General features: G+C 74.8%; 18 protein-coding genes and 1 pseudogene. 2 read left to right on the top strand and 17 right to left on the bottom strand.

Annotated elements, in window-relative coordinates; genetic code table 11:
* Positions 1–274 precede the first annotated feature (274 nt).
* A complete protein-coding gene (locus ACFTWP_RS18890) occupies positions 275–466 on the bottom strand; it encodes a hypothetical protein (protein WP_380265736.1) in 192 nt (63 codons plus the stop codon).
* Between the two features lie 521 nt (positions 467–987).
* Between ACFTWP_RS18890 and ACFTWP_RS18885 the strand changes: the two are divergent.
* Positions 988–2,214, top strand: a pseudogene (locus tag ACFTWP_RS18885) (protein kinase); the annotation flags it as partial.
* A 694-nt stretch (positions 2,215–2,908) separates the two neighbouring features.
* On the opposite strand, the gene ACFTWP_RS18880 reads toward ACFTWP_RS18885, so the two are convergent.
* Positions 2,909–3,817 (bottom strand): TrmH family RNA methyltransferase, encoded by a 909-nt coding sequence (locus ACFTWP_RS18880; protein ID WP_380265735.1) that lies wholly within the window; start codon positions 3,815–3,817, stop codon positions 2,909–2,911.
* A gap of 281 nt (positions 3,818–4,098) precedes the next feature.
* Between ACFTWP_RS18880 and ACFTWP_RS18875 the strand changes: the two genes are divergently transcribed.
* Positions 4,099–6,876, top strand: a complete 2,778-nt coding sequence (locus ACFTWP_RS18875; protein WP_380265734.1) for a SpoIIE family protein phosphatase — start codon at positions 4,099–4,101, stop codon at positions 6,874–6,876.
* A 173-nt stretch (positions 6,877–7,049) separates the two neighbouring features.
* Here ACFTWP_RS18875 and cobA read toward each other — a convergent pair whose 3' ends face one another.
* The 15 genes from cobA to argJ form a co-directional block, all read right to left on the bottom strand.
* On the bottom strand, positions 7,050–8,306 hold the full coding sequence (gene cobA, locus ACFTWP_RS18870) for a uroporphyrinogen-III C-methyltransferase (protein ID WP_380265733.1): 1,257 nt from the start codon (positions 8,304–8,306) through the stop codon (positions 7,050–7,052).
* A gap of 134 nt (positions 8,307–8,440) precedes the next feature.
* A complete protein-coding gene (gene cobT, locus ACFTWP_RS18865) occupies positions 8,441–12,412 on the bottom strand; it encodes a nicotinate-nucleotide--dimethylbenzimidazole phosphoribosyltransferase (protein ID WP_380265732.1) in 3,972 nt (1,323 codons plus the stop codon).
* A 462-nt stretch (positions 12,413–12,874) separates the two neighbouring features.
* Positions 12,875–14,224, bottom strand: a complete 1,350-nt coding sequence (gene cbiE, locus ACFTWP_RS18860; RefSeq protein ID WP_380265731.1) for a precorrin-6y C5,15-methyltransferase (decarboxylating) subunit CbiE — start codon at positions 14,222–14,224, stop codon at positions 12,875–12,877.
* 204 nt (positions 14,225–14,428) lie between these two features.
* Positions 14,429–15,073, bottom strand: coding sequence for a GNAT family N-acetyltransferase (locus ACFTWP_RS18855; RefSeq protein ID WP_380265730.1), 645 nt, complete (start codon positions 15,071–15,073; stop codon positions 14,429–14,431).
* Positions 15,074–15,271: 198 nt separating this feature from the next.
* Entirely contained in the window at positions 15,272–16,099 is an 828-nt protein-coding gene (locus ACFTWP_RS18850) for a MetQ/NlpA family ABC transporter substrate-binding protein (protein ID WP_380265729.1), read from the bottom strand.
* Between the two features lie 52 nt (positions 16,100–16,151).
* Entirely contained in the window at positions 16,152–16,907 is a 756-nt protein-coding gene (locus ACFTWP_RS18845; protein ID WP_380265728.1) for a methionine ABC transporter permease, read from the bottom strand.
* Positions 16,904–17,929, bottom strand: coding sequence for a methionine ABC transporter ATP-binding protein (locus tag ACFTWP_RS18840; RefSeq protein ID WP_380265727.1), 1,026 nt, complete (start codon positions 17,927–17,929; stop codon positions 16,904–16,906). Before ACFTWP_RS18840 ends, ACFTWP_RS18845 begins: the two co-directional genes overlap by 4 nt.
* Positions 17,930–18,479: 550 nt before the next feature.
* Positions 18,480–18,980, bottom strand: a complete 501-nt coding sequence (locus tag ACFTWP_RS18835; RefSeq protein WP_380265813.1) for a GNAT family N-acetyltransferase — start codon at positions 18,978–18,980, stop codon at positions 18,480–18,482.
* Between the two features lie 274 nt (positions 18,981–19,254).
* Complete coding sequence (locus ACFTWP_RS18830) at positions 19,255–19,899, bottom strand: RNA polymerase sigma factor (RefSeq protein WP_380265726.1); 645 nt, start codon at positions 19,897–19,899, stop codon at positions 19,255–19,257.
* A gap of 162 nt (positions 19,900–20,061) precedes the next feature.
* On the bottom strand, positions 20,062–21,486 hold the full coding sequence (argH, locus tag ACFTWP_RS18825) for an argininosuccinate lyase (RefSeq protein WP_380265725.1): 1,425 nt from the start codon (positions 21,484–21,486) through the stop codon (positions 20,062–20,064).
* A gap of 89 nt (positions 21,487–21,575) precedes the next feature.
* Entirely contained in the window at positions 21,576–22,769 is a 1,194-nt protein-coding gene (locus tag ACFTWP_RS18820) for an argininosuccinate synthase (RefSeq protein WP_380265724.1), read from the bottom strand.
* Between the two features lie 271 nt (positions 22,770–23,040).
* Complete coding sequence (locus tag ACFTWP_RS18815; RefSeq protein WP_073921522.1) at positions 23,041–23,589, bottom strand: arginine repressor; 549 nt, start codon at positions 23,587–23,589, stop codon at positions 23,041–23,043.
* Between the two features lie 18 nt (positions 23,590–23,607).
* Positions 23,608–24,816 (bottom strand): acetylornithine transaminase, encoded by a 1,209-nt coding sequence (locus ACFTWP_RS18810; RefSeq protein ID WP_380265723.1) that lies wholly within the window; start codon positions 24,814–24,816, stop codon positions 23,608–23,610.
* Positions 24,813–25,745, bottom strand: a complete 933-nt coding sequence (gene argB / locus ACFTWP_RS18805) for an acetylglutamate kinase (RefSeq protein WP_380265722.1) — start codon at positions 25,743–25,745, stop codon at positions 24,813–24,815. The genes ACFTWP_RS18810 and argB overlap by 4 nt, the downstream gene beginning before the upstream one ends.
* A gap of 75 nt (positions 25,746–25,820) precedes the next feature.
* Complete coding sequence (gene argJ / locus ACFTWP_RS18800; RefSeq protein WP_380265812.1) at positions 25,821–26,975, bottom strand: bifunctional glutamate N-acetyltransferase/amino-acid acetyltransferase ArgJ; 1,155 nt, start codon at positions 26,973–26,975, stop codon at positions 25,821–25,823.
* Positions 26,976–26,986 lie beyond the last annotated feature (11 nt).

The raw sequence follows: 26,986 nt of genomic DNA, 5'->3' as shown, positions 1-26,986 counted from the left end.
ATCGCGCACAGTTCAGCCGAAGGCCGTGGTCCGTGAGGACCACGGCCTTCGTCGTGTCCGGCTGCCGCCCGGCGCCGGCCGGGCCTTCACGGTGGGGTGCGGTGGCGCCGTGGGGCGGGGCCGCGGACGCAGGAGAGCCGCGTACGGGCGCCCTCACCGGCGTTCCGTACGCGGCACCTCCCGCTGCCGGGGCGCTCCGCGCGCCGCTCTCGCCCGTCCGCGTGTCACCGCGGGCGCGGCACCCCGGCCGGCATCCTCTCCCCGTCCCGGGGGATCAGTGCCCGATCAGGTCGGCGACGGCCTGGGCCTGGGTCGCCATCTGTTCCCATCCGCCGAACAGCATCACCAGCAGCACCGCGCACGGCAGCGCCATGGCCAGCGCCACCACCGGGTGCCTGGTCGGGGCGGCCCGGCGGCGGGCGGAGGCGGGCCGACGGCCGGTCGGTCCGGTGACCTGCGTTGCCATGACCCTGCTCCTGCCCGTTCCGGTGGTGTGCGGCGCCGGCCGGGCGCCGGCGGTGCTGTTCTGCCGTGCCGAGCGCGGGGCTCGCGGTTGGCGCGGTGGACGGTCTACCTCGGGGGACGAGCCTCCCGTCCACCGCTAAAGCAACGCTATGGCCGGGGGCGGTGCTCCCGCGTCATGCCGGCGTACCGTTCCGGGCATCCCCGAGGATGACGCCGGGCGGGCCGGACTACTACCGCAGGGGGAGATGACGGGGATCACATCCCCGAGGGAACCCTGAGAGCGACCCCGAGGAACGATCCGGGAGCCGCCCCGCGGCGGCTCCGACGATCACGGTGGATCCGGTTTCGCAGCTGGTCAGCGCGGGTGTGACGGAGGCCGCCGGGGGAAGATCGGACAATCCCACGGGCCGATGGGGTGTTGCGTATCAGCACACCGCAGCAGGCAGTCCGTAAGCTGTGCCGGACAGGATCTGACGATGCCCCAACCGACGGGGTCTCACCCACGGGCTGACGGGAACGAAGATGGCGATGATGCGGCTGAGGCGTGAGGACCCCCGCATCGTCGGACCGTACCGCCTGCACCGGCGGCTGGGGGCCGGCGGCATGGGCGTGGTCTTCCTCGGCTCCGACCGCCGCGGGCAGCGGGTCGCCCTGAAGCTGATCCGCGCCGAGCTGGCGGAGGACGCGGAGTTCCGGACCCGCTTCGCGCGCGAGATCGCGGCCGCGTCCCGGATCCGGGGCGGCTGCACCGCCCGGGTGATGGGCTCGGACATCGAGGCGGACCGGCCCTGGCTGGCCACCGCCTACGTGCCGGGGCCCTCGCTGTACAAGCGGGTCGGCGACGACGGGCCGCTCGGCTGGCCGGAGGCCGCCCGGGTCGGCGCCGCACTGGCCGACGGTCTGGTCAAGGTGCACGAGGCCGGTGTGGTGCACCGGGACCTCAAGCCGTCCAACATCCTGCTCTCCCCCAAGGGCCCGCGCATCATCGACTTCGGCATCGCCTGGTCGCGCGGGGCCAGCACGCTCACCCACGTCGGCACCGCCGTCGGCTCCCCCGGCTTCCTCGCGCCCGAGCAGGTGCGCGGGGCCGCGGTCACGCCCGCCACGGACGTCTTCGCCTTCGGGGCGACGCTCGCGTACGCGCTCACCGGCGACTCCCCCTTCGGCTCAGGCGCCTCCTCCGAGGTGATGCTCTACCGCGTGGTGCACGAGGAGCCCGACCTGTCGGCCGTGCCGCCGCAGCTGGCGCCGCTGGTGAAGGCCTGCCTGGCCAAGGAGCCCGGCGAGCGGCCCGCCGCCGCCGCCCTGCACGAGCGGCTCAGCGAGCTGGCCGCGCGGGGGGCCGCGGTCTCCGCCGGGCGGGCCGCCCCGCCCCGGGCCGCCGCTCCCCCGCCGCAGGCCGTCCCCGCGCCCGGGCGGGCGCCCGGCGCGGGGGCCCGCGCCCGGGTCGGCGCCGAACGACCGGGGCCCGGCCGCGGTGCCCCCGTGCGGCGGCCGTACGGCCAGCCGGACACTTCACCGCTGCCGCGGTCCGAGTCCGCGCAGACCACCCGGCCGCTGAGGCAGCGTCAGCAGACCCCGCCGCCCGGTGCGGCCGGCGGCCGGCGGGACCGCCAGCACACGCCCCCGCCCGGCCGTACGAACGGAGCCCGGCAGCGGCTGCTGCGCCAGCGGGTGATCGTCTTCGTCACGGTGACCGTCGGCGTGGCCCTGGCCATCGCGGCGGCCCAGGGCTGCGAGAACCGCGCCGGCCAGAGCCTGGGCCGGCCGGGCACCGCACCGACCGCCTCCGCCGTCGTCGGCGGGCCCCCGCCGACGGGTGGGCTCTCGGTGGACGTCGCGCCCCCTCAGCCGTCCACCGCGGGGCCGGCCTCGGCCGCGCTCGCGGCTGCCGCCCGCGGCGGCACCGCGGCCTCGGAGGCCGGGCTCGGACCGGCCGTCGGCTCGCTGCCCGCGGTGGACTGGCCCAACCGCAGCTTCCCCGACCCGGCGGGCGGCGCCGGTCTCGTCCGGCTGCGCGACGGCCGCTCGGCCGGTGACGGCCCGCAGGTGGCGCTGAGCGCCGTCCTGCCGGCCCAGTACCGGGGCTCGGCCGCCGCGCTGGTCGTGCTGCGGCGCGCCGAGGGATCGGTGCCGGTCGACCTGGTGCAGCTCTTCGGCTTCAACGGCGACGCGCCGGTGCCGCTGGCCGCCCGCTCCTCCGCCGCGAATCCGCAGGCCGTGGCCAGCTGGCGGATCGACGGCGGATCGCTGGTGCGCGAGGAACGGGTCTCGCAGACCGGCGCCCTCTCCTCCACCCGCTACACCGTGCGCGGCGACGGCACCTGGGAGGAGTCCTGGCCCGGTGCCGGCGTCTCGGGCGGCACCGGCGGCTGAGCCCCTGCCGGGGTGCGTCCGACCGCCCCCGCGGCCCGGCCGCCCGGCCGGGGCGTGACGCCGTGGCTCAGGCCGGCCGCGGGCGGGTCGCGTAGAAGGCCACGGCGGAGGCCGCCGCCACGTTGAGGGAGTCGACGCCGGCGTCCATCGGGATCCGCACGTGCAGGTCCGCGGCGGCGAGGGTGGCCGCGGTGAGGCCGTCGCCCTCCGTGCCGTACACCAGGGCGAGCTTCCCGTCGTTGCGCGCGGCGAGCTCGTCGAGGGTGATCGCCCGGTCGCTCAGGCAGAGCGCCGCCACCGTGAAGCCCGCGGAGCGCAGGGTCCCGATGTCCCCCGGCCAGGACTCCAGGCGGGTCCACGGCACCTGGAGGACGGCCCCCATCGAGACCTTCACCGCGCGCCGGTAGAGGGGATCGGCGCAGCGCGGGGTGAGCAGCACGGCGTCCACCCCGAGGGCGGCGGCGTTCCTGAAGGCGGCGCCCACGTTGGCGTGGTCGACGATGTCCTCGAACACGGCGACCCGCCGGACCGGGCGCCCGCCCGCCGCCGGTCCCGCGTCCTGCCCGGCGGGGCCGGCCGGGTCGGCCGGGTCGGCCGGCGTCCGCGGCCCGGATCCGCGACCGGCGCCGGCCAGCACCTGGGCGACGGTGGGCAGCGGCCTGCGCTCCATCGAGGCGAGGGCGCCGCGGTGCACGTGGTACCCGGTGACCTGCTCGGCGAGGGCCGGCTCGACCAGGTGGACGGGGGCCTGCGCGTCGGCGATGACGTCGGCCATCACGTCCAGCCACTTCGGGGTCAGCAGCATCGACCGCATCCGGTAGCCCGCGGCGATCGCCCGGCGGACGACCTTCTCGCCCTCGGCGATGAACAGGCCCTCGGCGGGCTCGCGGCGGCGCCGCAGCTCGACGTCGGTCAGACCGGTGTAGTCGGCGAGGCACGGGTCGGCGGGGTCGGTGACGGTACGGGGTTCGGACACCCTGCGATCTTGCCCGGTCCCGGTGGCGAAGGCCAAACGCCGGGAGGCGCCACCGGGTCGGCGGCCGGGACGGGAGCGGCCGGGTGGCCCGGCCCGGGCGCTCGGCCGGCGCCTTCGTGTACGGGCCGTGACCGCCGGCGCCGGAGCCGCGGGGAGGCCCGGCGGGCCGGCCGGACGGGCCCGGCGCCGCACCCGGCGGGTACGGCGGGAACGGTGAACCGGCGGCCCGGCGCGCGGCGCTGCCCTTGGCCTGCTCCCCGCAGGCAGTGTAGACATGGCGTATGGCCCGATTTCCGGGCCGTTCCGGGGCGCGCCCGGCCGTTGGCCCGGCCGGCGATCTGCCGTCGGGTCGGCCTGAGCAAGCTCGCGCGTCGCGCGAATCCTCGGGACGCCCCGAGCGGTCCGGGCCCGTCTGGGCCACCAGACAGTGGATCCGTTCCGCGCCGACGCGACTCAGCGTGGCCGGCCAGGTCTTCGCGCTCCAGGTGCTGGTGGTGCTGCTGCTGGTCGCGGCGGCCGTGGTGGCCCTGGTGGTGCAGTCCAACCGGGACAGCGTCGAGGAGGCCCGCAACCGGTCGGTGGCCGTCGCCCAGACCTTCGCCAACTCACCCGGGATCGTCGAGGCGCTGAAGAGCCCCGACCCGACCCTGATCCTCCAGCCGAAGGCGCAGTCCGTCCGGATCCAGACCGGGGTGGACTTCGTGGTGGTGATGAACACCGACGGCATCCGCTACACCCACCCGCTGCCCGACCGGATCGGCAAGAAGTTCGTCGGCACCATCGGGCCGGCGCTGGCGGGCGGGGTGGTCACCGAGCAGATCACGGGCACCATCGGCCCGCTGGTGCAGGCGACCGTCCCGGTGCTCGCCCCCACCGGCCAGGTGGTCGGCCTGGTGTCGGCCGGCATCACCATCGACCGGGTCTCCAGCGCCTCCGACCGCCAGCTGCCGATCGTCCTGGGCGCCGCCGCCGGCGCCCTGGTGCTGGCCACCGCCGGCACCGCGCTGGTCAGCCGGCGGCTGCGGCGCCAGACGCACGGCCTGGACCCGGCCGAGATGACCAGGATGTACGAGCACCACGACGCGGTGCTGCACTCCGTCCGGGAGGGCGTGCTGATCCTCAGCGGCAGCCGGCGGCTGCTGCTGGCCAACGACGAGGCGCGCCGGCTGCTGGACCTGCCCGCGGACGCCGAGGGCCGGCCGGTGACCGAGATCGGCCTCGACCCGGCGATCACCGAGCTGCTCGCCTCGGGCCGCCAGGTCACCGACGACGTGGTGCCGGCCGGCGAGCGGCTGATCGCGGTGAACGTCCGGCCGACGGACCGCGACGGCGGACCGCCCGGCAGCGTGGCCACCCTGCGGGACTCGACCGAGCTGCTCGGCCTGGCCGGCCGGGCGGACGTGGCCCGCCGCCGGCTGCGGCTGCTGTACGACGCCGGGGTGAGCGTCGGCACCACGCTGGACGTGACCCGGACGGCCGAGGAGCTCGCCCAGGTGATGGTCCCCCGGTTCGCCGACTTCGTCAGCGTGGATCTGGCCGAGGAGGTGCTGGACGGCGAGGAACCGGCCGGCGGCGGGATCAGCCGGATGCAGCGGGCGGCGCTCGGCTCGGTGGCGGCGGACGCCCCGTTCAAGGCCGTGGGCAGCCTGTTCGACGTCGTCCCGGACACCCCGCTGGCCGACAGCCTGAGCGGCGGGCAGGCGATGCTGGAGCCCGACCTGGCCGGGGTGACGCACTGGCGCACGCAGGATCCCGCGGGCGCCGCGGAGATCGTGGCGTACGGGGTGCGATCGCTGATCAGGGTCCCGCTGCGGGCCCGGGGCGTGCTGCTGGGCGTGGTCCGGTTCTGGCGTCTGGAGCGGACCGAGGCCTTCGAGGAGGACGACCTGTCGCTGGCGGAGGAGCTGGTCGCGCACGCCGCCGTCTGCATCGACAACGCCCGCCGGTACACCCGCGAGCACGCGATGGCCGTCACCCTGCAGCACAGCCTGCTCCCCCGCAGGCTGCCGGCCCAGAACGCGCTGGAGGTGGCGCACCGCTACCTGCCCGCCCAGGCGGGCGTGGGCGGCGACTGGTTCGACGTCATCCCGCTGACCGGGACCAGGGTCGCGCTGGTGGTCGGCGACGTGGTCGGGCACGGCCTGCACGCGGCCGCGACGATGGGGCGGCTGCGCACCGCGATCCACAACTTCTCGGCGCTGGACCTGCCGCCGGACGAGCTGCTCGGCCACCTCGACGAGCTGGTCTACCGGATCGACCAGGACGAGGCGGCCAACCTCGGTGACTCCCCGGTCACCGGCGCCACCTGCCTGTACGCGGTCTACGACCCGATCTCGCGGCTCTGCACCCTGGCCCGGGCCGGCCACCCGCCACCGGCGGTGGTGCACCCGGACGGCACGGTCGAGTTCCCCACGCTGCCCGCCGGCCCGCCGCTGGGCCTGGCCGGGATGCCGTTCGAGACGGCGGAGCTGGAGCTGGCCGAGGGCAGCCTGCTGGTGCTGTACACCGACGGGCTGGTGGAGGACCGCAGCCGGGACATCGACGTCGGCCTCGACCTGCTGCGCGCGGCGCTCGCCCGGCCGGGCCGCACGCCGGAGGAGACCTGCACCGCCGTACTGGACGCGCTGCTGCCCAGCCGCCCGACCGACGACATCGCGCTGCTGGTGGCGCGGACGAGGGTGCTGGCCGGCGACCACGTCGCCGAGTGGGAGGTGCCCTCCGACCCGGCGGCGGTGGCCGGGGTGCGGGCCGCCGTGAGCCGGCAGCTCGCCGACTGGGGGCTCGACGAGGCGGCGTTCGTCACGGAGCTGATCCTCAGCGAGCTCATCACCAACGCGATCCGCTACGCCACCGGCCCGATCCGGGTGCGGCTGCTCCGCGACCGGACGCTGATCTGCGAGGTCTCCGACACCAGCAGCACCTCCCCGCACCTGCGGTACGCGGCGACCATGGACGAGGGCGGCCGCGGGCTGTTCCTGGTGGCCCAGTTCGCCGAGCGGTGGGGCACCCGGTACACCGGCTCCGGCAAGGTCATCTGGACCGAGCAGCCGCTCGCCTAGGTTCTCCGGGGCCGCCCGGCCACCCTGCGAGGGCCCCCGCACGACTGCGCCCCGCCGGACGGGCGGGGCGCAGCGGGAGCGAGCGGGATCGGGCGCCCGGGCGGTGGGGGCCGGGGGTCGGGCGACCGGGGTCGGGCGGTTCGGGCCAGGCGGCTCGGGCCAGGCGGTTCGGGTCAGGCGGGGAAGGCCTCGGCGAGGACGCCGACCACCTCGCCGATCACGATCACCGCGGGCGGGCGGACCTGCTCGGCGGCGACCACCGCGCCGACCGTGCCCAGGGTGGCGTCGATCCGCCGCTGGCCGGCCGTGGTGCCCTCCTGCACGACCGCGACCGGCGTGTCCACGGAGCGTCCGCCCTCGACCAGCCTGGCGGCGATCGCGCCGATCTTGTCCACGGCCATCAGCAGCACCACGGTGCCGGTCATCCCGGCGACGGCGTCCCAGTTGGTCAGCGACCGCTCGTCCGGGCCGACGTGGCCGGAGATCACGGTGAACTCGTGGGTCATGCCGCGGTGGGTGACCGGGATGCCGGCGGCGGCCGGCACGCTGATCGAACTGGAGATGCCGGGGACGACGGTCACCGTCAGCCCGGCCTGGACGCAGGCGAGCAGTTCCTCGCCGCCGCGGCCGAAGACGTACGGGTCGCCGCCCTTCAGCCGGACCACGAACTTGCCGGCCTTGGCGTGGTCGATCAGCGTCTGGTTGATCGCCTCCTGGGCCATGTAGCGGCCGTACGGGATCTTCGAGGCGTCGATGACCTCGACGTGCGGGGCCAGCTCGGCGAGCAGCTCGCGCGGGGCGAGGCGGTCGGCGACCACCACGTCGGCGTCGGCGAGCAGCCGGCGGCCGCGGACGGTGATCAGGTCCGGGTCGCCGGGGCCGCCGCCGACCAGGGCCACCCCGGGCGTCCGCTCGCGGTACTGGCGGGCGGCCAGCGAGCCGTCCCGCAGGCCGTCCACGATGGCGTTGCGCAGGGCCGCCGAGTGGCGCGGGTCGCCGGTGAGCACGGCGACGGTCGCGCCGCCGTCGTGGCCCGAGGCCGGGGTCCAGGCGGAGGCCGCGGCGGCGTCGTCGCTACGGGCGCAGAACACCCGCAGGCGCTCGGCCTCGGCGCTGACGGCGGTGTTGACGGCAGGGTCGTCGGTGGCGACCAGGACGTACCAGGTGTCGGCCAGGTCGCCGTCCGCGTAGGCCCGGGGGTGCCAGGTGAGCTCACCGGCGTCCGCCATCGCGTGCACCGCCGGGGTGGTGTCCGGGGATATCAGGTGGATGTCCGCCCCCGCGGCGATCAGCGCCGGCAGCCGCCGCTGCGCGACCTGGCCGCCGCCGACCACGACCACGCGGCGACCGGTGAGCAGCAGGCCGACGGGGTACGGGGTCCGGCCCTCGGTGCTGGGGTGGGGGCGGGGCGCTGGGGTGGGCGCGGTCATGGGCGGGGCTCCTGGGTGGGCGGGGAGGGTTTTCGGGTACGACGGTGAACCGCCCGTCACCCGGCGCGCCCTCGGGCCGGGTGACGGGGTCCTGCGGGACGGGTCCGGACTTCGCCGGTCGGGACGTGCCCGGGTCAGGCCTTCTCGGTGACCCCGGCGGAGTCGAACGTGGCTACATCGTGCATCGACCTGGCCGCACTCTGCACCAGCGGGAGGGCCAGCAGCGCGCCGGTGCCCTCGCCGAGCCGCAGGTCCAGGTCGATCAGCGGACGCAGTCCGAGCTTCGCCAGCGCGGCCTGGTGGCCGGGCTCGGCGGAGCGGTGGCCGGCGATGCACGCGGCGAGCACCTCGGGGGCGATCGCCTTCGCCGCCAGGGCGGCCGAGCCCGCGATGACGCCGTCCAGGATGACCGGCGTGCGCAGCGAGGCGGCGCCGAGCACGAAGCCGGCGATGGCGGCGTGCTCCAGGCCGCCGACGGCCGCGAGGACGCCGATCGGGTCGCTCGGGTCGGGCTGGTGCAGGGCCAGCGCGGCGCGGATCACCTCGATCTTGTGCGCGTGCATGGCGTCGTCGATGCCGGTGCCGCGACCGGTCACCTCGGCGGGGTCGAGGCCGGCGAAGACCGCGATCAGGGCGGCGGAGGCGGTGGTGTTGCCGATCCCCATGTCGCCGGTGATCAGCACCTTGTTGCCGGCCGCGACCAGGTCGCGGGCGGTCTCGATGCCGACCTCGATCGCCTTCAGCGCCTCCTCCCGGCTCATCGCCGGGCCCTGGGTCATGTCGTCGGTGCCGGGCTTCACCTTGCGCGGCAGCAGGCCGGTGGTGCGGCCGGACTGGATCGCGTCCGGCAGTTCGGTCTTCACGCCGACGTCGACGACGACGACCTCGGTGCCGATCTGCTTGGCGAAGGAGTTGATCACCGCGCCGCCGGCCAGGAAGTTGGCCACCATCTGGCCGGTGACCTCCTGCGGCCAGGGGCTGACGCCCTGGGCGTGCACGCCGTGGTCTCCGGCGAAGATCGCCACGCAGCCGGGCTCCGGGATCGGCGGCGGGCACTTGCGGGAGAGACCGCAGAGCTGCGCCGAGATGATCTCCAGCATGCCCAGCGAGCCGGCCGGCTTGGTCATCCGCTTCTGGCGGTCCCAGGCCTCGCCGAGCGCCTTGGCGTCCAGCGGCCGGATCCCGCGCAGGGTGTCGGCGAGCAGGCTGTGCGGCTCCTCGCCGGGCAGGGCGCGGTTGCCGTACTGCTCCTCGTGGACCACCCAGGAGAGCGGGCGCTTCTTCGCCCAGCCCTGCTGCTGCAGCTCCGGCTCCTCGGGGAAGGAGTCGACGTACCCGACGCAGAGGTAGGCCACCACCTCCAGGTGCTCGGGCAGGCCGAGCTCGCGGACCATCTCGTCCTCGTCGAAGAAGCTCACCCAGCCGACGCCCAGGCCCTCGGCGCGGGCGGCCAGCCAGAGGTTCTCCACCGCCAGCGCGGCCGAGTACGGCGCCATCTGCGGCTGGGTGTGGCGGCCCAGGGTGTGCCGGCCGCCGCGGGTGCGGTCGGCGGTGACCACGATGTTCACCGGGGTTTCGAGGATGGCCTCGATCTTGATTTCCTTGAACTGCTTGGCCCGGCCCTTGGGCAGCGAGTCCGCGTAGGCCACCCGCTGGCGCTCCGCCAGCTCGTGCATCTTGCGGCGGGTCTTGGCCGAGCGGATGACCACGAAGTCCCAGGGCTGGGAGTAGCCGACGCTGGGGGCGGTGTGGGCCGCCTCCAAGACGCGGATCAGCACCTCGTGCGGGATCGGGTCGGGGCGGAAGCCGTTGCGGACGTCGCGGCGCTCGCGGATCACCTGGTGGACGGCCTCCCGGCCGGCCTGGTCGTACCCCGGGGCGGCCGGCGGGCGCGGGCCGGACGCGGCCGGCTGCTCCTGCTCGGGCGCCGTGCCGAGGGTCTCGACCGACCCGCTGTCGGCGGCGGGGTCGGTGCTGACGGCGTTGGCGGCGATGGCGGTGCCCTCCTCGGGCTCGGGGGCGGACTCGGCCCGGGGCTGCTCCGGTTCCGGGGCCCGCTGCTCGTTCTGCGCCTGCGACTCGGCCGGCGCCTGCTGCTCGGCGGGCGCCTGCTGCTCCGTCGACGCCTGCTCCTCGGCCGGCGGCTGCTCCCGGGGGTGCTCGGGCGGCCCGGCCGGGGCCTGCTCGGCCTCCGCGCCCTCGGCCGGCTCGACGACCTGCGCGGAGGCGGCCTCGGCCGGGGCGCCGGGGACGGTCGCCTCCACCGCGGGTGCGTCGGCGGTCGGCGCGTCGGCGGTCGGAGCGTCGGCGGTCGGCGCCTCCGTGGTCACTGCCTCCGCGGCGGGCACGTCCGCAGGCAGCGCCTCGGCGGGCGCGTCGACGGGACGACCGGACGGCATGTCGCCGGTCCCGGCGGCGGTCTCCGGGGCGGCCTCGCCGACCCCGGCGGCCGCGCCTTCGGCGCTCGGCGCGGGTGACACCGGCTCGGCCGGCACGACGGGCTCGCCGGCGGCGGGCTGCGCCGCGGTGCTCGGGTCGGTTCCGGTCTGCTCGGGAGCGCCCCGGTGGGCACCGCCCCGCTGGGGCGCGGGCTGTGCCTCGACGGTGGGCAGGCCGTGCGGGGTGGGCGCGGCCAGGAAGGCGGAGATCCGCCCCCTCGGCTGCGCCGGCGGTGCCACGGGCTGCGGCTGCTCGGGGGCGACGGCGGCCGACGGCTCGGCGACCGGAGCCGCCTGCGCCTGAGCTTCGACGGCGGGCGGTGCTTCGACGGTCTGCGCTGCCTCGACGGGCTGGGCCGCCTCGATCTGCGCTGATTCGGCGACCGGAGTGGCCGCGGGGGCCGACTGCACCACCGGGACGGGCTGCGCCTCGGCCGCCTGGGCAGCGGCGACCAACGGCACGGCGACCGGCGGCACGGCGACCGGCTGGGTCTCCGCCGCCCCGGGTGCCCCGACGACCGGCGGCGCTTCGGCGACCGACGGCGCGAGCGCCGGTTCGGCCGGCGCCTCGGCGGCCTGCACGGGGGCGGCGGTCGTGACGGCGGCCGGCTGCTGCGGCGCCTGGTCGGCCGGAGCCTGCGGAAGTCCGGCGTCCTGCCGGCCCGGCTCCTGCTCGACGGCGGCCGGCTGCTGCTCGGCGACCGGCTCCGCGACGGGCTGCCCGGCTCCCGGGGCCTCCACCGCCTCCACCGCCTCCACGGACGGAACCTCCGCGACCGGGGCGTCCGCCGTCGGAGCGGCGGGCGCCGCGGCCGACGGCTCGGTCGCCACCTGCTGCACCTGCTGCTGCGGCTGGGGCTGCGGCACGGCCTGCGGCTGCTCGACCGGAGCGACGATCCGGACGCCGTGCGCCGGAGTGCCGCCCTGGGAGGGGCCGCGGTCGGCGAGCGAACGGACCGGCACGTGGCCGGTCATCAGCGACGGGTCCGGAATCGGCGGCCCGGCGTGCAGCGGGCGGCGGGGCTGCTGAACGGCCGTCAGCTGCTCCGGAGCCGGGGCGGACGCGGCGACGAGCGGCGGCGTGGCCGGTCCGGCGGCCTGCGCGAGCGGCTCGGCGGCGGGCGCGGTCGGGGCGGCGGGTTCAGCGGGGGCGGTCAGGCCCTGGGGGGACGGCGCGCCGGCCATCACCGGCGGCGCGAGCGGCGGCCAGGACGGCTCGACCGGCGTGCCGGCCGGTTCGGCGCCGGGGTGCGGTTCGCCGAGCGCCCGCAGGGCGACGGTGTCCACCCCGGCCGGCGCCTGCGCGGCCACCGGTGACGGCTCGGGCTGGCCGTGCACGACGGGCTCGCTCCACGATCCCTGCGGCCCGGGCATCAGGAGCACGTCGTCCTCGTCGTCGAGCGGGTCCGGGGTGTCCGGCTGGTCGAGGAAGGTGAAGCCCGGACGCTGGAGCAGGCCCTCGCCCCCCGTCGGGAGCGTGCCGTGCAGGGTCGCGCCCTGCAGGTGCGCCGGGGCCGCCTGGACGGGGAAGCCGGGGATGCCCTGCTCCGCGACTCCCGCCGCCGGGGCGGCGGGTACCGCGATGCCCTCCGGCCGGCCGGCCGGGTCGGACCCGGCGAGCAGGTGCTCCGGCAGTCCCTCGCTGGGGACGTGGCCGCCATCGGTCATGTCAAAGCTCCTTCCAGGCCGCTGCCGCGCCCTTGGCGACGCGATCACCGACCGCAGCGCCCACATCCACTCACGGGCCGGGCCAGGTTCCGGCCCGCCCCTCAACCACCCGCGGCCGCCGCGCCGGGGGCGCTGCGGCCGTCGATCATCCGGCGCGCTGCGGCACCCCGGCTGCGCGCCACCCGCCGGGGGTGGTGCGCCATCTGAAATAACGACAAGCCCGGGCAACCGGCACGATCGCACCGGACCCTACGGCATTCTCCCGGTCCGGCACGCGACCCGTCGAATTGCCCACACTTCGAGCCACAGGGGGTTGCACCACGTCAAAAAGGCGACAAACGCACCGAATCGGGCATCAGTCGCCGACTGTCACGGCCAACCAGGACGCCACACTACCGGCCTGGAGCACTCCCCCCTCGAATCCGTGTCCGGATGCGACCGGGATCACCGCCCGCCGCCGGATCAGGCCCCCTGCTCCCCCCAGAGCAGTACGGTCTGCGTCCCGGAGCCGAGCACCAACCCGGCCGCCGTGCCGGTCTGCTCCCTCGCCAGCACCGGGCCGGACGCGCCCGACCGGGGCGGAGCGGGTACGAACGAGCCGCTCCGGGCCGGGACGGGGCGCAGCGGGGTCGACTGGAGCAGCGCTCCCTCGGCCCGGTAGCCGGCGGCGGCGATCGCCTCGCGGATCTCCTCGGCCTCGGCGAAGGTACGGGCGATCGCGACGATCCGCTCCGGGCGGCGGGCCAGCACCGCCCGCACCGCCTCCGCGCCTCCGGTCTCCACCACCGCGGCGTCCGGCTCCGGCAGGCCGCCCAGGGCCTCGGGCCCGGTGCCGTGGACGGTCTCCACCTCGACGCCGAAGCGGCGGGCGTTGACCGCGATCTGCGCGCAGGCGGAGCTGTCCGACTCCAGGGCGACGACGGCGGCGCCGAACCGCGCCACCTCCACCGCCAGTGCGCCGCTGCCGGCACCCACCGACCAGACCAGGTCGCCGGGGCCGGCGCCGAGGCGCGCCAGCACCAGCGCGCGGACGTGGGCGGGCAGGGCCTCCGGCGCGCCCGCGCCCTCCGGCGCACGCCCGCTCTGCCCCGTGCGCCCGGCGCCCGTGTAGACGTCCGCGGGCAGGGCCCAGCCCCGCTCCGCGCCGGGGAACCCGACCGGGCGCCCGGCCAGCCAGCCGGCCGCCTCGCCGGCCGCCGCCTGCGGACCGTTGCCGCCGATCACCAGCACCACGTTCGGGTCCCGCCAGAGGTGGTCGGCGACCCGGTCGGAGGTGAGCACGGTGACGTCCTCGTCCGGGGTGCCCAGCCCCTCGCAGACCACGAAGGTCCGGTGCACTCCACGGAGCATCAGGGCCAGTTCGCTCGGGCCCGCGCCGGCGGCGGTGAGCACCGCGACCTTCGGGTGGGCCCGGCAGACGTTGGCGGCGCGGCGCAGCCGGCCGCCGTGCGCGCTGACCACCTGGGCGTCCTCCCAGGGCATCCCGGCCCGGGCGAAGGCGGCGGCCACCGAGGAGACGGCGGGCAGGACCTCCAGTTCGAGGCCGTACTCGGGCCGGCGCAGCGTGCGCACGACGCCGAAGAACCCGGGGTCGCCCTCGGCGACCACGACGGCGGCGCCCCGGTGCTCGGCGATCCGCCGGGCGGCCAGTTGGACGCTGCCGAGGGCGATCCGCTCGGCGCCGGCGGGCACCGGGAGCGCCTTCAACTGGTAGGGCGCCCCCGCCACCAGGGTCGCCGCCGCGAGGGCCGCGCCGGCGGCCTCGGTCAGCGGTGTGCCGTCCCACCCGATGACCGTGATCCGGTCAGCCATCTGCGGCTGTTCTCCTCGACTCTGCGCTGTGCGGAACGGGGTGGCCCGGGGGCCACCGGGACCCGGCCGGGTCCGTCCACGAGCAGAGGCTACCCGGTGCGGCCGCCCGGCCGCCGACAACTCGCACACATGTCCCGGCCGGGCGGGGGCGCGCGGCGGGCCCGGGCGCCCGGGGCCCGGGGGCTCGGGGGCTCGGGCCGGTTCTCAGTCCCGCAGGACGTAGTGGCCGGCCGGCGCCTCCCGCTCGGGCGGCACCTCCATGTCCTCGGGGAGCAGGCTCCAGAGGATGAGGTCGCTGCGGCTCTCGACGGCGGCCGGGCCGCCCCGCGCGCCGACGACGTCGCCGTCGCGCACTATCCAGGCACTGCGCAGCACTCCCTCGCTGATGCAGCCGACCTTCTGCGCCACCTGCTGGGCGGCGGTGTTGCCGGCCGCCGTGCGCAGTTCGAGGCGCAGGAAGCCGCGGTCCTCGAAGAGCCACTGGGCGACGCCCAGTACGGCCTCCGGCGCGTAGCCCTCGCCGCGCGCCCAGGGGGCGGTGACGTAACAGATCTCGGTGGAGAGCAGCCGCCAGTCCGTGTTGCGCAGCTCGACGGCGCCGACCACCCGCTGGGTGAGGTGCTCCGTGACGGTGAAGGTGATGCCGCGTCCCTGGGCGCGGTGGGCCGGGGCGAGGGTGCGGATCCACGCGTCGGCCCGGCCCTCGGTGAAGGGCTGCGGGAAGTCGGTCCAGGCGTGCACCAGCTCGTCGGCCATCAGTGCGGCGAGGGCGGGGGCGTCGCCGACCTCAAGGGGGCGCAGCAGCAGCCGTTCGGTGCTGATGGCGGTCTCGGGGAAGCTCGCTGCCATGCCGTCTCTCCTCGCCGGGTCGTGGACACACCGTACGCCCCGCCGGATCCCAGGTGTCACGCGGTGCACGGACCGCACGACGGTACGTCAGAAACGCCGTCTGTCACACCGTCACTCCCCGATACTGCCCGACCGGGCCCCCGCCGAGGTGCGGCGGGGGCCCGGTCGGGCGGTGCGGTGGAGCTGCGTCGGGGCGGATCAGAACGCCGGGACGACGGATCCCTGGAAGGTGTCGTTGATGTACTTCTTGACCTCGTCGGAGTGCAGCAGCTCGGCGAGCTTCTTGACCCGCGGGTCGCTCTCCTTGCCCTTCTTCACGGCGAGGATGTTGGCGTACGGGTTGCCCTCGGCCTTCTCCACCAGGATGGCGTCGGTGGCGGGCTTCAGGCCGGAGTCGAGTGCGTAGTTGCCGTTGATGACGGCGGCGTCGACGTCCTCCAGGGCGCGGGGCAGCTGGGCCGCCTCCAGCTCCTTGAACTTGAGGTTCTTCGGGTTGCCGGTGATGTCCGCGAGGGTGGCCGTGGTGCCGGCGCCGTCCTTCAGGGTGATGACCTTGTTGGCGGCGAGCAGCTGGAGCGCCCGGCCCTCGTTGGTGGCGTCGTTGGGCACCGCGACCTGGGCGCCGTCCTTGAGGTCGGCGGCCGCCTTGACCTTCTTGGAGTAGAGGCCCAGCGGCTCCAGGTGGACCGTCTCGACGGAGACGATGCTGGTGCCCTGCTTCTTGTTGAAGTCCTCCAGGTAGGGCACGTGCTGGAAGTAGTTCGCGTCGGCCGAGCCGTCCTGCACCGCGGTGTTGGGGGTCACGTAGTCGTTGACCACCTTGACGTCGAGCTTGAGTCCGGCCTTCGCCGCCAGGTTGTCCTTGACGTAGTTCAGGATCTGGGCGTGCGGGCTGGGGCTGGCGACGACGGTCAGCGCGGCGTTCGGGTCCGAGGATCCCGAGGAGGAGTCGCTGCCGCAGGCGGCCAGGGAGAGCGCCACGGCGCCGGTCGCGAACAGGGTGGTGATCTTCAGGGCGTTACGCACGAAAAGTGCCTTTCTTCATGGTGAGGACGCGGCCCGGAGGGGCCGACGGTGGTCAGCGCGGGTTCCCGGAACTCTCGGAGTTCTCGAGGTCCTCGGCCGACGGGGTCTGGGGCGCGGGGCGCGGGCGGAAGAAGAAGGGGTTCGCACGGCCGCCGCGGTGCGACAGGCGGCGGGCGGCGGTGTCCCCGGCGAACTGGATCGCGGTGACGATGATCACCAGCTCGGCGACGATCACCCACATGAAGGCCGTCTCGAAGCGCTGGTAGCCGTAGGTGATGGCCAGGCTGCCGAGGCCGCCGCCGCCGACCGTGCCGGCCATCGCGGAGAAGCCGATCAGGGCGATCACGGTGGTCGTGACCGAGGCCACCAGTGCGGCCAGCGACTCGGGCAGCAGGGTCTTGCGGACGATCGTCCAGGTGCTGCCGCCCATCGCCTGGACCGCTTCCACCAGCCCGTGGTCGACCTCGCGGACGGAGGTCTCGACCAGCCGGGCGAAGAACGGGATGGCGCCCACGGCCAGCGGCACGCTGGCGGCCTGCCAGCCGAGCGTGGTGCCGGTGACCCAGCGGGTGAAGGGGATCAGCGCGACGATCAGGATCACGAACGGGATCGACCGGCCGATGTTGACGACCGTGCCGATCAGCCGGTTGACCGGCAGGTTCTGCAGCAGCCCGCCCTTGTCGGTGAGCACCAGCAGCAGGCCGAGCGGCAGACCGACGGCGATGGTGGCGAGCGTGGAGATCCCGACCATCCCGAGGGTCTCCCAGGTGGCGGGCCACAGGAGTTCCTGCATCTGGTCCCAGGTCATGCCACCGCTCCGTTCGCCGTGTCCAGCACGTCCACCTGCAGGCCCTGCTCGCGCAGGAACCCGATCGGCACCACGTTGTCCTGGTGGCCGCCGGGGAGCTCGACCCGCATCCGGCCGACCATCCGGCCGGCGATGGTCTCGACCGCCGCACCGAGGATGTTGATGTCGATCTGGTAGGTGCGGGCCAGCTGGGAGACGAACGGCCGCGCGGAGGTGTCGCCCTGGAAGGTGATCTCCAGCACCGTGCGGCCGGCGTGGCCGGAGGCGAACTCGCTGAGCGGGAAGAGCTCGCGGGCGAGTTCCGAGCCGGGGGTGGCGAGCAGGTCGGTGAGGGCGCCGGACTCCACCACGCGGCCGCCGCGCATCAGGGCCGCCGAGTCGCAGACGGACTTGATGACGTCCATCTCGTGGGTGATCAGCAGCACGGTCAGGCCGAGCTGCTCGTTGAGCTGGCGCAGCAGCTTGAGGATGGAGCGGGTGGTCTCCGGGTCGAGGGCGGAGGTCGCCTCGTCGGAGAGCAGCACCTTGGGGTCGCCGGCCAGGGCCCGGGCGATGCCCACGCGCTGCTTCTGGCCGCCGGAGAGCTGGGCGGGGTAGCTGCGGGCCTTGTCGGTGAGGCCGACCAGGTCGAGCAGGTCGGCGGCCTTGCGGCGGCGCGCGGTCCGGTCCAGGCCGATGATCTCCAGTGGGAGTTCGACGTTCTCCTGGACGGTGCGCGAGGACAGCAGGTTGAAGTGCTGGAAGACCATCCCGATGCGGCGGCGGGCCTCCCGCAGGGCGCGGCCGGCGCGCTGCTCGTGGCCGCCGAGGGCGGTGAGGTCCACGCCGTCGACCGTGACGGTGCCGGAGCTGGGGCGTTCCAGCAGGTTCACGCAGCGGATGAGCGTGCTCTTGCCGGCGCCGCTGGTGCCGACGACTCCGTAGACCTCGCCCTCGCGGACGTGCAGGTCGACGCCGGCCAGGGCGGTCACCTCGCGGCCGTGCGAGCGGTAGACCTTCGTGAGGTCCGTGGTGGTGATCACAGCTGCTTCCGTGGGTCGGGGGCGGACGTCGTCGGGCCACCCGGCCGGGTTCCGACCGGGGGCGTGCGGCGATGCGCCGATGAGGGTGGTTCCGGAGCTGCCATTCCTTGATCCTTGCCGCTGGGCGGTCGGGCCGCGCGGGGGCGTGGCCCTTACGGGTCAGCGACAGGAGGCCTCCCGCCCGGGCGGGCGGAGGCGACGGGGACGGCAGGGCTGCGCTCCGCGAGGGGAGCGGCCGGGGGTTCTCGCTTCGGGGCGCGAGGAGGGGGCTACCACCGGCCGGAGCCGGGGAGGACAGTGGCCCTCAGCAGTGACACATTCGACGGCACATGGCACGCTCACCTGCCGGCATGGTGCCGGTGGGGGTCCAGTTCGTCGTCGCAGTCATGAGAGCCAGTAAATCAGATGGGACGATTTAGTCCCAGATATCAGGACCCCGAGTCCGGAATGCGGACACGACCCCGTCCTGCCAAGGGCACCGACACCGGCGCCGGAACGCGACGGCGCCCGGCGGCGTCGCGTTCACGACGGCACCGGGCGCCGGGGGAGGTCAGGCGGAGGCGGCCAGCTCGCTGTGCACGGGCTTCTCCAGGGTGACGAAGCTCAGCTCGCCGTTGACCGGCTCGACCGCGGTCTGGCGGTAGCCCTGGCGGGCGTACAGCCGCAGGTTGCCCAGGCTCCGGTGGCCGGTGAACAGCCGGAAGGCCTCGACCGGACCGTCCTCCAGCAGCCGCCGCTCCATGGCGTCCAGCAACCGGCCGCCCAGGCCGTGGCGCTGCATCCGCGGGTGGACCACCAGACGCCCTATCCGGCCGACACCGCCGTCGTCGACCCGGCCGCGGACGGTGCCGACGACCTCCTCGCCGAGCCGGGCCACCAGGACGTGCCGGTCGGCGAGCTCGGTGCGCAGGCTCTCCAGGGTCTGCGTCAGCGGCTCGATGCCCCAGTCGCCGTACAGCTCCGCCTCGCTCTGGTAGCCGAGGTACTGGAGCTTGAGGATCTGCTCCGCGTCCTTTTCGTCCGCCACCGAGATGATCACACTCATGCCCATGTGCAGGGGCCTCCCCATCGTTGGTCTCCGGCGCGCGGGATTGAGGGTGTCGCACCGGATGCTCTGCCGGAGATGTGCCCGGCCGGGGATCGGCCCTGACCGGGGTTTGGCGCACGAACGTACCAGCCCGGCGGGACGGACCACAGCCGGCCGGACCGGGCGACGCTCACGCTCAGTATCCGTACGCTCGCGCCACCGTCAAGAGATGCGTTCGCCACCGCTCTACCCCAGCGTCAGCTGCTCTCAACCTCCCGGACCCCCGACGTGGCGAGCGTCACGTCCGCAGGCCGTGCAAGACGGTGCGCAGACAGGCCAGGCAGCGCGAGCGGGTCGGGCCGATGCTGCCGCGCGGCATCCCGAGCAGAGCGGCCAGGTCACGGTAGGTGAGCTCGGGCGCGTCGGCCAGCACGGCGAGCAGCCGCGGGCAGCGGCCGGGCAGGGCCGCGACGGCCGCCCAGAGGGCGTGCCGGGCGCGGTCGGCGAACACCTCCTCCTCCGCCGAGGGGGCGGGCGCGCGGCCGGCGGAGCACGCCGGCGCGCGGTGGTCCGCCTCGGCCGTCCGGGTGAGGCGCCGGCACTCCCGCAGGGCGAGCCCGCGCAGCCACGGGCCGGGGTGGCCGGGCAGGGCGCCGGCGGCGGCGTGCTCGCAGACCCGCAGCCAGACCGACTGCTCCAGGTCCTCGGCGTCGAGGCGGTGGCGGTCGGCCAGCACGGCGGCGAGCGGCGCGAGGAGCGGGCGCAGCTCCGTCAGGCGCAGTTCCGTCAGGCGAGGCGCGGCGGGGAACGCCGGCGGCGGTACGACGGCCAGGGGTACGGGCGCCGGCGGTACCGCGGGCGGGGGCACGGCGGGCGAGGGTACGGCGGGCGGCGTGAGCGGCGGCGCGTGCTCGCGGGCCGCGGCGGATCGGTCGGTTCTCACACCCCCTACTACCGGCGGTGCACCTGTGGGGACACGGCCGGGCGGGACGAAACAACCCCGAGGGCGACGCGCGGGGGCGCGACGGTTCGACCGTCGCGCCCCTCGTTGCCGCTGGCGTTGCCGTTCTCGTGGCCGCTCGCGTCGCGGCTCCCGCGGCGGGTGTCAGCCCTGGACCCACTCCTGCTGGACCGCCAGGTCGGCCTTGAGCTCGGCGAGCTGGACCGCCACGGCGGAGGGGGCGGTGCCGCCCCGGCCGTTGCGGGAGGCGATCGCGCCGTGCACGTTGAGCACCGAACGGACCTCGGGGGTCAGGTGCTCGGAGATGCCCGCGAACTGCTCGTCCGTCAGGTCGGACAGCTCGATGCCCTGACCCTCGCACACCTTCACGCACGCACCGGCGACCTCGTGCGCGACCCGGAACGGAACGCCCTGCTTCACCAGCCACTCGGCGATGTCGGTGGCCAGTGAGAAGCCGGCCGGGGCCAGCTCCTCCAGCCGCTCGCGGTGCACCGTGAGGGTGGCCATCATGCCGGTGAAGGCCGGCAGCAGGACCTCAAGGGTGTCGCAGGAGTCGAAGACCGGCTCCTTGTCCTCCTGGAGGTCCCGGTTGTAGGCCAGCGGCAGCGCCTTCAGGGTGGCGAGCAGCCCGGTGAGGTTGCCGATCAGGCGGCCGGACTTGCCGCGCGCCAGCTCGGCGATGTCCGGGTTCTTCTTCTGCGGCATGATCGAGGAGCCGGTGGAGAAGGCGTCGTGCAGCGTGATGAAGCCGAACTCCTTGGTGTTCCAGATGATCACCTCCTCCGCGATCCGGGAGAGGTTGATGCCGATCATCGCGGTGACGAAGGCGAACTCGGCGACGAAGTCCCGCGAGGCAGTGCCGTCGATCGAGTTGCCGACCGAGCCGCGCTCGAAGCCCAGCTCGGCGGCGACCGCCTGCGGGTCCAGGCCGAGCGAGGAGCCGGCCAGCGCGCCGGAGCCGTACGGGGAGACGGCGGTGCGGGTGTCCCACTGGCGCAGCCGCTCGGCGTCCCGGCCGAGCGCCTGGACGTGGGCGAGCACGTGGTGGGCGAAGAGCACCGGCTGGGCGTGCTGGAGGTGGGTGCGGCCCGGCATCGCGGTGTCCGGGTGCGCCTCGGCGAGGCCGACCAGGGCGTGCTGCAGGTCCAGCACCAGGCCGCCGATGACCTTCGCGTGGTCCCGCAGGTACATCCGGAAGAGCGTGGCGATCTGGTCGTTGCGCGAGCGCCCGGCCCGCAGCTTGCCGCCGAGGTCGGGGCCGAGCCGCTCCAGCAGGCCGCGCTCCAGGGCGGTGTGCACGTCCTCGTCGGCGACGGTGCCGGTGAAGGCGCCCGACTCGACGTCCGCGAGCAGCCGGTCCAGGCCGGCCAGCATGCCGGCCAGCTCCTCGTCGCTCAGCAGCCCGGCCTTGTGCAGGACCCGGGCGTGCGCCTTGGAGCCGGCGATGTCGTAGGGCGCGAGACGCCAGTCGAAGTGCACCGAGGCGGAGAGCTTGGCCAGTGCCTCGGAGGGGCCGTCGGCGAAGCGCGCGCCCCAGAGTCGGACGTCTGCGGTGGGGTCGGACGACATCGCGTGGGCTCCTTGCTGGGCTTACGGGGTACGGGTAGCGGGAGGTCCCGGCTGCGGGGGCGCAGCCGGGACCGTGCGAGCGGGGTCGCTCAGGCGAGGTCGCGGCGGGCCGCGATCTTCGAGGAGAGGCCGAAGATCTCGATGAAGCCCTTGGACATCGACTGGTCGAAGGTGTCGCCGGTGTCGTAGGTCGCCAGGTTGAAGTCGTACAGCGACTGGTCGGACTTGCGGCCGTTGACGACGGCCCGGCCGCCGTGCAGGACGAGCCGGATCTCGCCGGACACGTGCTGGTTGGCCTCGTTGATGAAGCCGTCCAGGGCGCGCTTGAGCGGGGAGAACCACAGGCCGTCGTAGACCAGCTCGGCCCAGCGCTGCTCGACCTGCCGCTTGTAGCGGGCCAGCTCGCGCTCGACGGTGACGTTCTCCAGGGCCTGGTGGGCGGTGATCAGGGCGATCGCGCCGGGGGCCTCGTAGATCTCGCGGGACTTGATGCCCACGAGGCGGTCCTCGACCATGTCGAGGCGGCCGATGCCCTGGGCGCCGGCCCGCTTGTTGAGCTCCTCGATCGCCTGCAGCACCGTCACCTTGCGGCCGTCGATCGCGACCGGGACGCCCGCGTCGAAGGTGATGACGACGGTGTCGGCCTCGCGCGGGGCGGACGGGTCCTGGGTGTACTCGTAGACGTCCTCGATCGGGGCGTTCCAGATGTCCTCCAGGAAGCCGGTCTCGACGGCGCGCCCGAAGACGTTCTGGTCGATCGAGTACGGGTTCTTCTTGGTGGTGACGATCGGGAGGTTCTTGGCCTCGGCGAAGGCGATCGCCTTGTCCCGGGTCATCGCGTAGTCGCGGACCGGGGCGATGCACTTCAGCTCGGGGGCCAGCGACTGGATGCCGACCTCGAAGCGGACCTGGTCGTTGCCCTTGCCGGTGCAGCCGTGGGCGACGGTGGTGGCGCCGTGCTTCTGCGCGGCGGCGACCAGGTGCTTGACGATCGCCGGCCGGGACAGCGCGGAGACCAGCGGGTACTGACCCTGGTAGAGGGCGTTGGCCTTGATGGCGGGGAGGCAGTACTCGTCCGCGAACTCCGCGCGGGCGTCGGCCACCTCGGCCTCGACGGCGCCGCAGTCCAGCGCCCGCTGGCGGATGGCGTCCAGGTCCTCGCCGCCCTGGCCGACGTCGACCGCGACGGCGATGACCTCGGCGCCGGTCTCCTCGGCGATCCAGCCGATGCAGACGGACGTGTCCAGACCGCCCGAATAGGCGAGTACGACGCGCTCGGTCACGGCTTTCTCCTTCACAACTGTGCGAACAGGGCGTGGGGTACGCGGGTGCCGTCCGCGGAATCCGGACTGTGCGGATTCCGCCGGGGGCGGGTCCCATGCAGTGCTAGGCATAAGTATGCATGAGTCCGTATGGATTTCAAAACACCGGCCGGGGCACGGTGCCGGTGGTGCACTCGGGGAACGGCCCGGCGCCGGACGGCGGTCGGCCGCGCGGGGCGTGCGGCGGGGCGGGCGGACCGTGCACGGCCGGGCGGGCGGGCCCGGCGGGGCGCTACTGCGCCTTGGCCTGGGCCAGCTGCATCAGGTGGTCGGCGAGCGCCTGGCCGCCGGCCGGGTCACGGCTGATCAGCAGCACGGTGTCGTCGCCGGCGATGGTGCCGATGATCTCGAACACCTCGGCCTGGTCGATCGCCGAGGCCAGGAACTGCGCCGCGCCGGGCGGGGTGCGCAGCACCACGAGGTTGCCGGAGGCGGTGGCCGACACCATCAGCTCGCCGGCCAGCCGGGCCATCCGGCCCTCGCTGGCCGACTCCCCCATCGGGGCGCGCGGCGTGCGGTCACCGCCCTCGGCCGGGACGGCGTAGATGAGTGCGCCGTCCCGGTTGCGGATCTTCACCGCGCCCAGCTCGTCCAGGTCCCGCGAGAGGGTGGCCTGGGTGACCACCAGTCCGTCGTCGGCGAGCAGCTTGGCGAGCTGGCTCTGCGAGCGCACGGGCTGACGGGTCAACAGGTCCACGATCCGCCGGTGGCGCGCGGCACGGGTCTGCGGGACCTGTGACGTCGGACCGGCGGCGGGCTGGCCGGAGTGGGGTGCGGTCATATGAATGATTCTCCCGGACTACGTACGGCCGACGGCGGGCGGGGCGCTCTCGTTCACCGACCGCAGGATCGCGGGCAGCGCGGCGAGGAACGCGTCGGCCTCCTGCTCGGTGAGCACCAGGGGCGGCGCGAGCCGGACGGCGTCCGGGACGGCGGCGTTGACCAGGAAACCGGCCTCCTGAGCGGCGGCCTGGACCTGCGCGGCCACCGGCTCCGTCAGCACGATGCCGAGCAGCAGGCCGGCCCCCCGCACGTGCGCCACCAGCGGGTCGCCGATCGCCTCGACGCCCGAGCGCAGCCGCTCGCCGACCTTCCGCACGTGGTCCAGCAGGCCCTCGGACTCGATGGTGTCCAGCACGGCCAGGGCCGCCGCGCAGACCACCGGGTTGCCGCCGAAGGTGGTGCCGTGGTTGCCCGGGTTCAGCAGGTCCGCGGCGGGGCCGAAGGCCAGCGTGGCGCCGATCGGCAGCCCGCCGCCGAGGCCCTTGGCCAGCGTGACGACGTCCGGCTCGACCCCCTCGAAGGCCTGGTGGGCGAACCAGTGGCCGGTGCGGCCGATGCCGGTCTGGATCTCGTCCAGGATCAGCAGGGTCCCGGTGGCGCGGGTGATCTCGCGGGCCGCCCGGAGGTAGCCGTCCGGCAGCGGGATGGCACCGTTCTCGCCCTGGATCGGCTCCAGGAACACCGCGGCCGTCTCGGTGGTGACGGCCGCGCGCAGCGCCTCGACGTCACCGAACGGGACGTGGGTGACGTCGCCGGGCAGCGGGCGGAACGGGTCCTGCTTGGCGGGCTGGGCGGTCAGCGCGAGGGCGCCCATCGTCCGGCCGTGGAAGGCGCCCTCCAGGGAGACCAGGTGGGTGCGGCCGGTCAGCCGGCTGATCTTGAAGGCGGCCTCGTTGGCCTCCGCGCCGGAGTTCGAGAAGAACACCCGCCCGTCCCGGCCGGAGAGCTCGATCAGCCGCTCGGCGAGCTGCACGGTGGGCTCGGCCAGGAACAGGTTGGAGATGTGGCCGAGCGAGGAGATCTGCCGGGTGACCGCCGCCACGACCGCCGGGTGGGCGGTGCCGAGCGCGTTGACCGCGATGCCGCCGATCAGGTCGGTGTACTGCTTGCCGTCGGCGTCCCAGAGCTTGGCGCCCTCGCCGCGCACCAGCGGGATCCGCGGGGTGCCGTAGTTGTTCATCAGAGCGTGCTGCCACCGCTCGGTCAGCTGCTCGTTGCCGCTCATGCCAGTCCCCCGGTCACCATCGTGTCGTCGTCCGGCACGACCATCGTGCCGATTCCCTCGTCGGTAAAGATCTCAAGCAGCAGCGAGTGCTGCACCCGGCCGTCCAGCACGCGGGCGGTGCCGACCCCCGAGCGGACGGCGTTCAGGCAGCCCTCCATCTTGGGCAGCATGCCGCTGGCGAGGTCCGGCAGCAGGGCCTCCAGCTCGGTGGCGCTGAGCTGGCTGATCACGTCGTCGGAGTTGGGCCAGTCGGCGTACAGGCCCTCGACGTCGGTGAGCACGACCAGCATCTCGGCGCCCAGCGCGACCGCCAGCGCGGAGGCGGCGGTGTCCGCGTTGATGTTGTAGACGTGGCCGTCCGCGCCGCGGGCGATCGAGGAGATCACCGGGATGCGGCCGTCCCCGATCAGTGCCTTCACGGCGCCGGCCTCGATGTTGACGATGTCGCCGACCAGGCCGATGTCGACCTGCTCGCCGTCGACCACGGCGTAGCGCTTGACCGCGGTCATGGTGTGCGCGTCCTCGCCGGTCATGCCGACCGCGAACGGCCCGTGGCCGTTGAGCAGGCCGACCAGCTCGCGCTGCACCTGGCCCGCCAGCACCATCCGGACCACGTCCATGGTCTCCGGAGTGGTCACCCGCAGGCCGTTGGTGAAGCTCGACTCCAGGCCCAGCTTGTCCAGTTGGGCGCTGATCTGCGGGCCGCCGCCGTGCACGACCACCGGGTGCAGGCCCGCGTAGCGCAGGAACACCACGTCCTGCGCGAAGGCCGCCTTGAGGTCCTCGTCGACCATGGCGTTGCCGCCGAACTTGATGACGACGGTCTTGCCGTGGAACCGCTCCAGCCACGGGAGCGCCTCGATGAGGGTGAGCGCCTTCGGCAACGCGGTGTTGTTGCGGGCCTGTTCACCCGTGGGTGCGATCTGCACGGTGTACGTCTCCGGCTCGGTGGAGTTGGGCGGGGCGGGGGCGGCCTGGGACCGCCCCCGTGGTGCCGGGCTGGCTCAGGTCGAGTAGGCGCTGTTCTCGTGCACGTACTCGGCGGTGAGGTCGTTGGTCCACACGGTGGCCGAGGCCTGGCCGGCGTTGAGGTCGGCGGTGATGACGACCTCGCGCCCGCTCATGTCCACCAGGTCGCGGTCCTCGCCGACACTGCCGTCCCGGCACACCCAGATCCCGTTGATGGCGACGTCCAGGCGGTCCGGGTCGAAGGTCGCCGCGGTGGTGCCGATCGCGGCCAGCACCCGGCCCCAGTTCGGGTCCTCGCCGTGGAGGGCGCACTTCAGCAGGTTGTTGCGGGCCACCACCCGGGCGACCTCGACGGCCTCCTCCTCGGTGGCCGCGCCGGTGACGTCGATCCGGATGTCCTTGCTCGCGCCCTCGGCGTCGCCGATCAGCTGCCGGGCGAGGTCGGCGCAGACGCTGCGGACGGCCTCGGCGAACTCGGCCTCGTCGGGGGCGGTTCCGGAGGCACCGGAGGCCAGCAGCAGCACCGTGTCGTTGGTGGACATGCAGCCGTCGGAGTCCACCCGGTCGAAGGTGGTGCGGGTCGCGGCGCGCAGCGCGGCGTCCAGGCCCGCGCTGTCCGCGTCGGCGTCCGTGGTCAGCACGACCAGCATGGTGGCGAGCCCGGGCGCCAGCATGCCCGCGCCCTTGGCCATGCCGCCGACCGTCCAGCCGGCCGGGCTGGTGACCTGGGCGGTCTTGTGCACGGTGTCGGTGGTCTTGATGGCGATCGCGGCGGCCTCGCCGCCGTCCGCGCTCAGCGCCTCGGCGGCCGTCGTGATGCCGGGGAGCAGGATGTCCATCGGCAGCCGCAGCCCGATCAGGCCGGTGGACGCGACGGCGACCTCACCCGCGTTGAGCTTGAGCTCCTCGGCGACCTTCTCGGCGGTGGCGTGCGTGTCCTGGAAGCCCAGCGGGCCGGTGCAGGCGTTGGCGCCACCGGAGTTGAGGACGACGGCGGAGAGCCGGCCGCCCTTGAGGACCTGCTCCGACCAGAGCACCGGCGCGGCCTTGACCCGGTTGGAGGTGAAGACGCCGGCCGCCGCCAGCGAGGGTCCGTCGTTGACCACGAGGGCGAGGTCCGGCGTGCCCGAGGCCTTGATCCCGGCGGTGACGCCGGCGGCGCGGAAGCCCTTCGCCGCCGTGACGCCGATGGTGGGGTTGT

It is taken from the genome of Kitasatospora sp. NPDC057015, from assembly GCF_042673745.1.
GTDB lineage: Bacteria > Actinomycetota > Actinomycetes > Streptomycetales > Streptomycetaceae > Kitasatospora.
This window is presented reverse-complemented; position numbering and strand designations above follow the sequence as displayed.

Bases quoted from the DNA above. Each gene is read 5' to 3' on its own strand.
- ACFTWP_RS18810 (WP_380265723.1), bottom strand. From the start codon at position 24,816: ATGAGCGGCAACGAGCAGCTGACCGAGCGGTGGCAGCACGCTCTGATG.
- ACFTWP_RS18890 (WP_380265736.1), bottom strand. From the start codon at position 466: ATGGCAACGCAGGTCACCGGACCGACCGGCCGTCGGCCCGCCTCCGCC.
- cobT (WP_380265732.1), bottom strand. From the start codon at position 12,412: ATGACCGATGGCGGCCACGTCCCCAGCGAGGGACTGCCGGAGCACCTG.
- cobA (WP_380265733.1), bottom strand. From the start codon at position 8,306: ATGACCGCGCCCACCCCAGCGCCCCGCCCCCACCCCAGCACCGAGGGC.
- cbiE (WP_380265731.1), bottom strand. From the start codon at position 14,224: ATGGCTGACCGGATCACGGTCATCGGGTGGGACGGCACACCGCTGACC.
- ACFTWP_RS18815 (WP_073921522.1), bottom strand. From the start codon at position 23,589: ATGACCGCACCCCACTCCGGCCAGCCCGCCGCCGGTCCGACGTCACAG.
- ACFTWP_RS18875 (WP_380265734.1), top strand. From the start codon at position 4,099: ATGGCCCGATTTCCGGGCCGTTCCGGGGCGCGCCCGGCCGTTGGCCCG.
- ACFTWP_RS18835 (WP_380265813.1), bottom strand. From the start codon at position 18,980: ATGGGCATGAGTGTGATCATCTCGGTGGCGGACGAAAAGGACGCGGAG.
- argH (WP_380265725.1), bottom strand. From the start codon at position 21,486: ATGTCGTCCGACCCCACCGCAGACGTCCGACTCTGGGGCGCGCGCTTC.
- ACFTWP_RS18855 (WP_380265730.1), bottom strand. From the start codon at position 15,073: ATGGCAGCGAGCTTCCCCGAGACCGCCATCAGCACCGAACGGCTGCTG.
- ACFTWP_RS18845 (WP_380265728.1), bottom strand. From the start codon at position 16,907: ATGACCTGGGACCAGATGCAGGAACTCCTGTGGCCCGCCACCTGGGAG.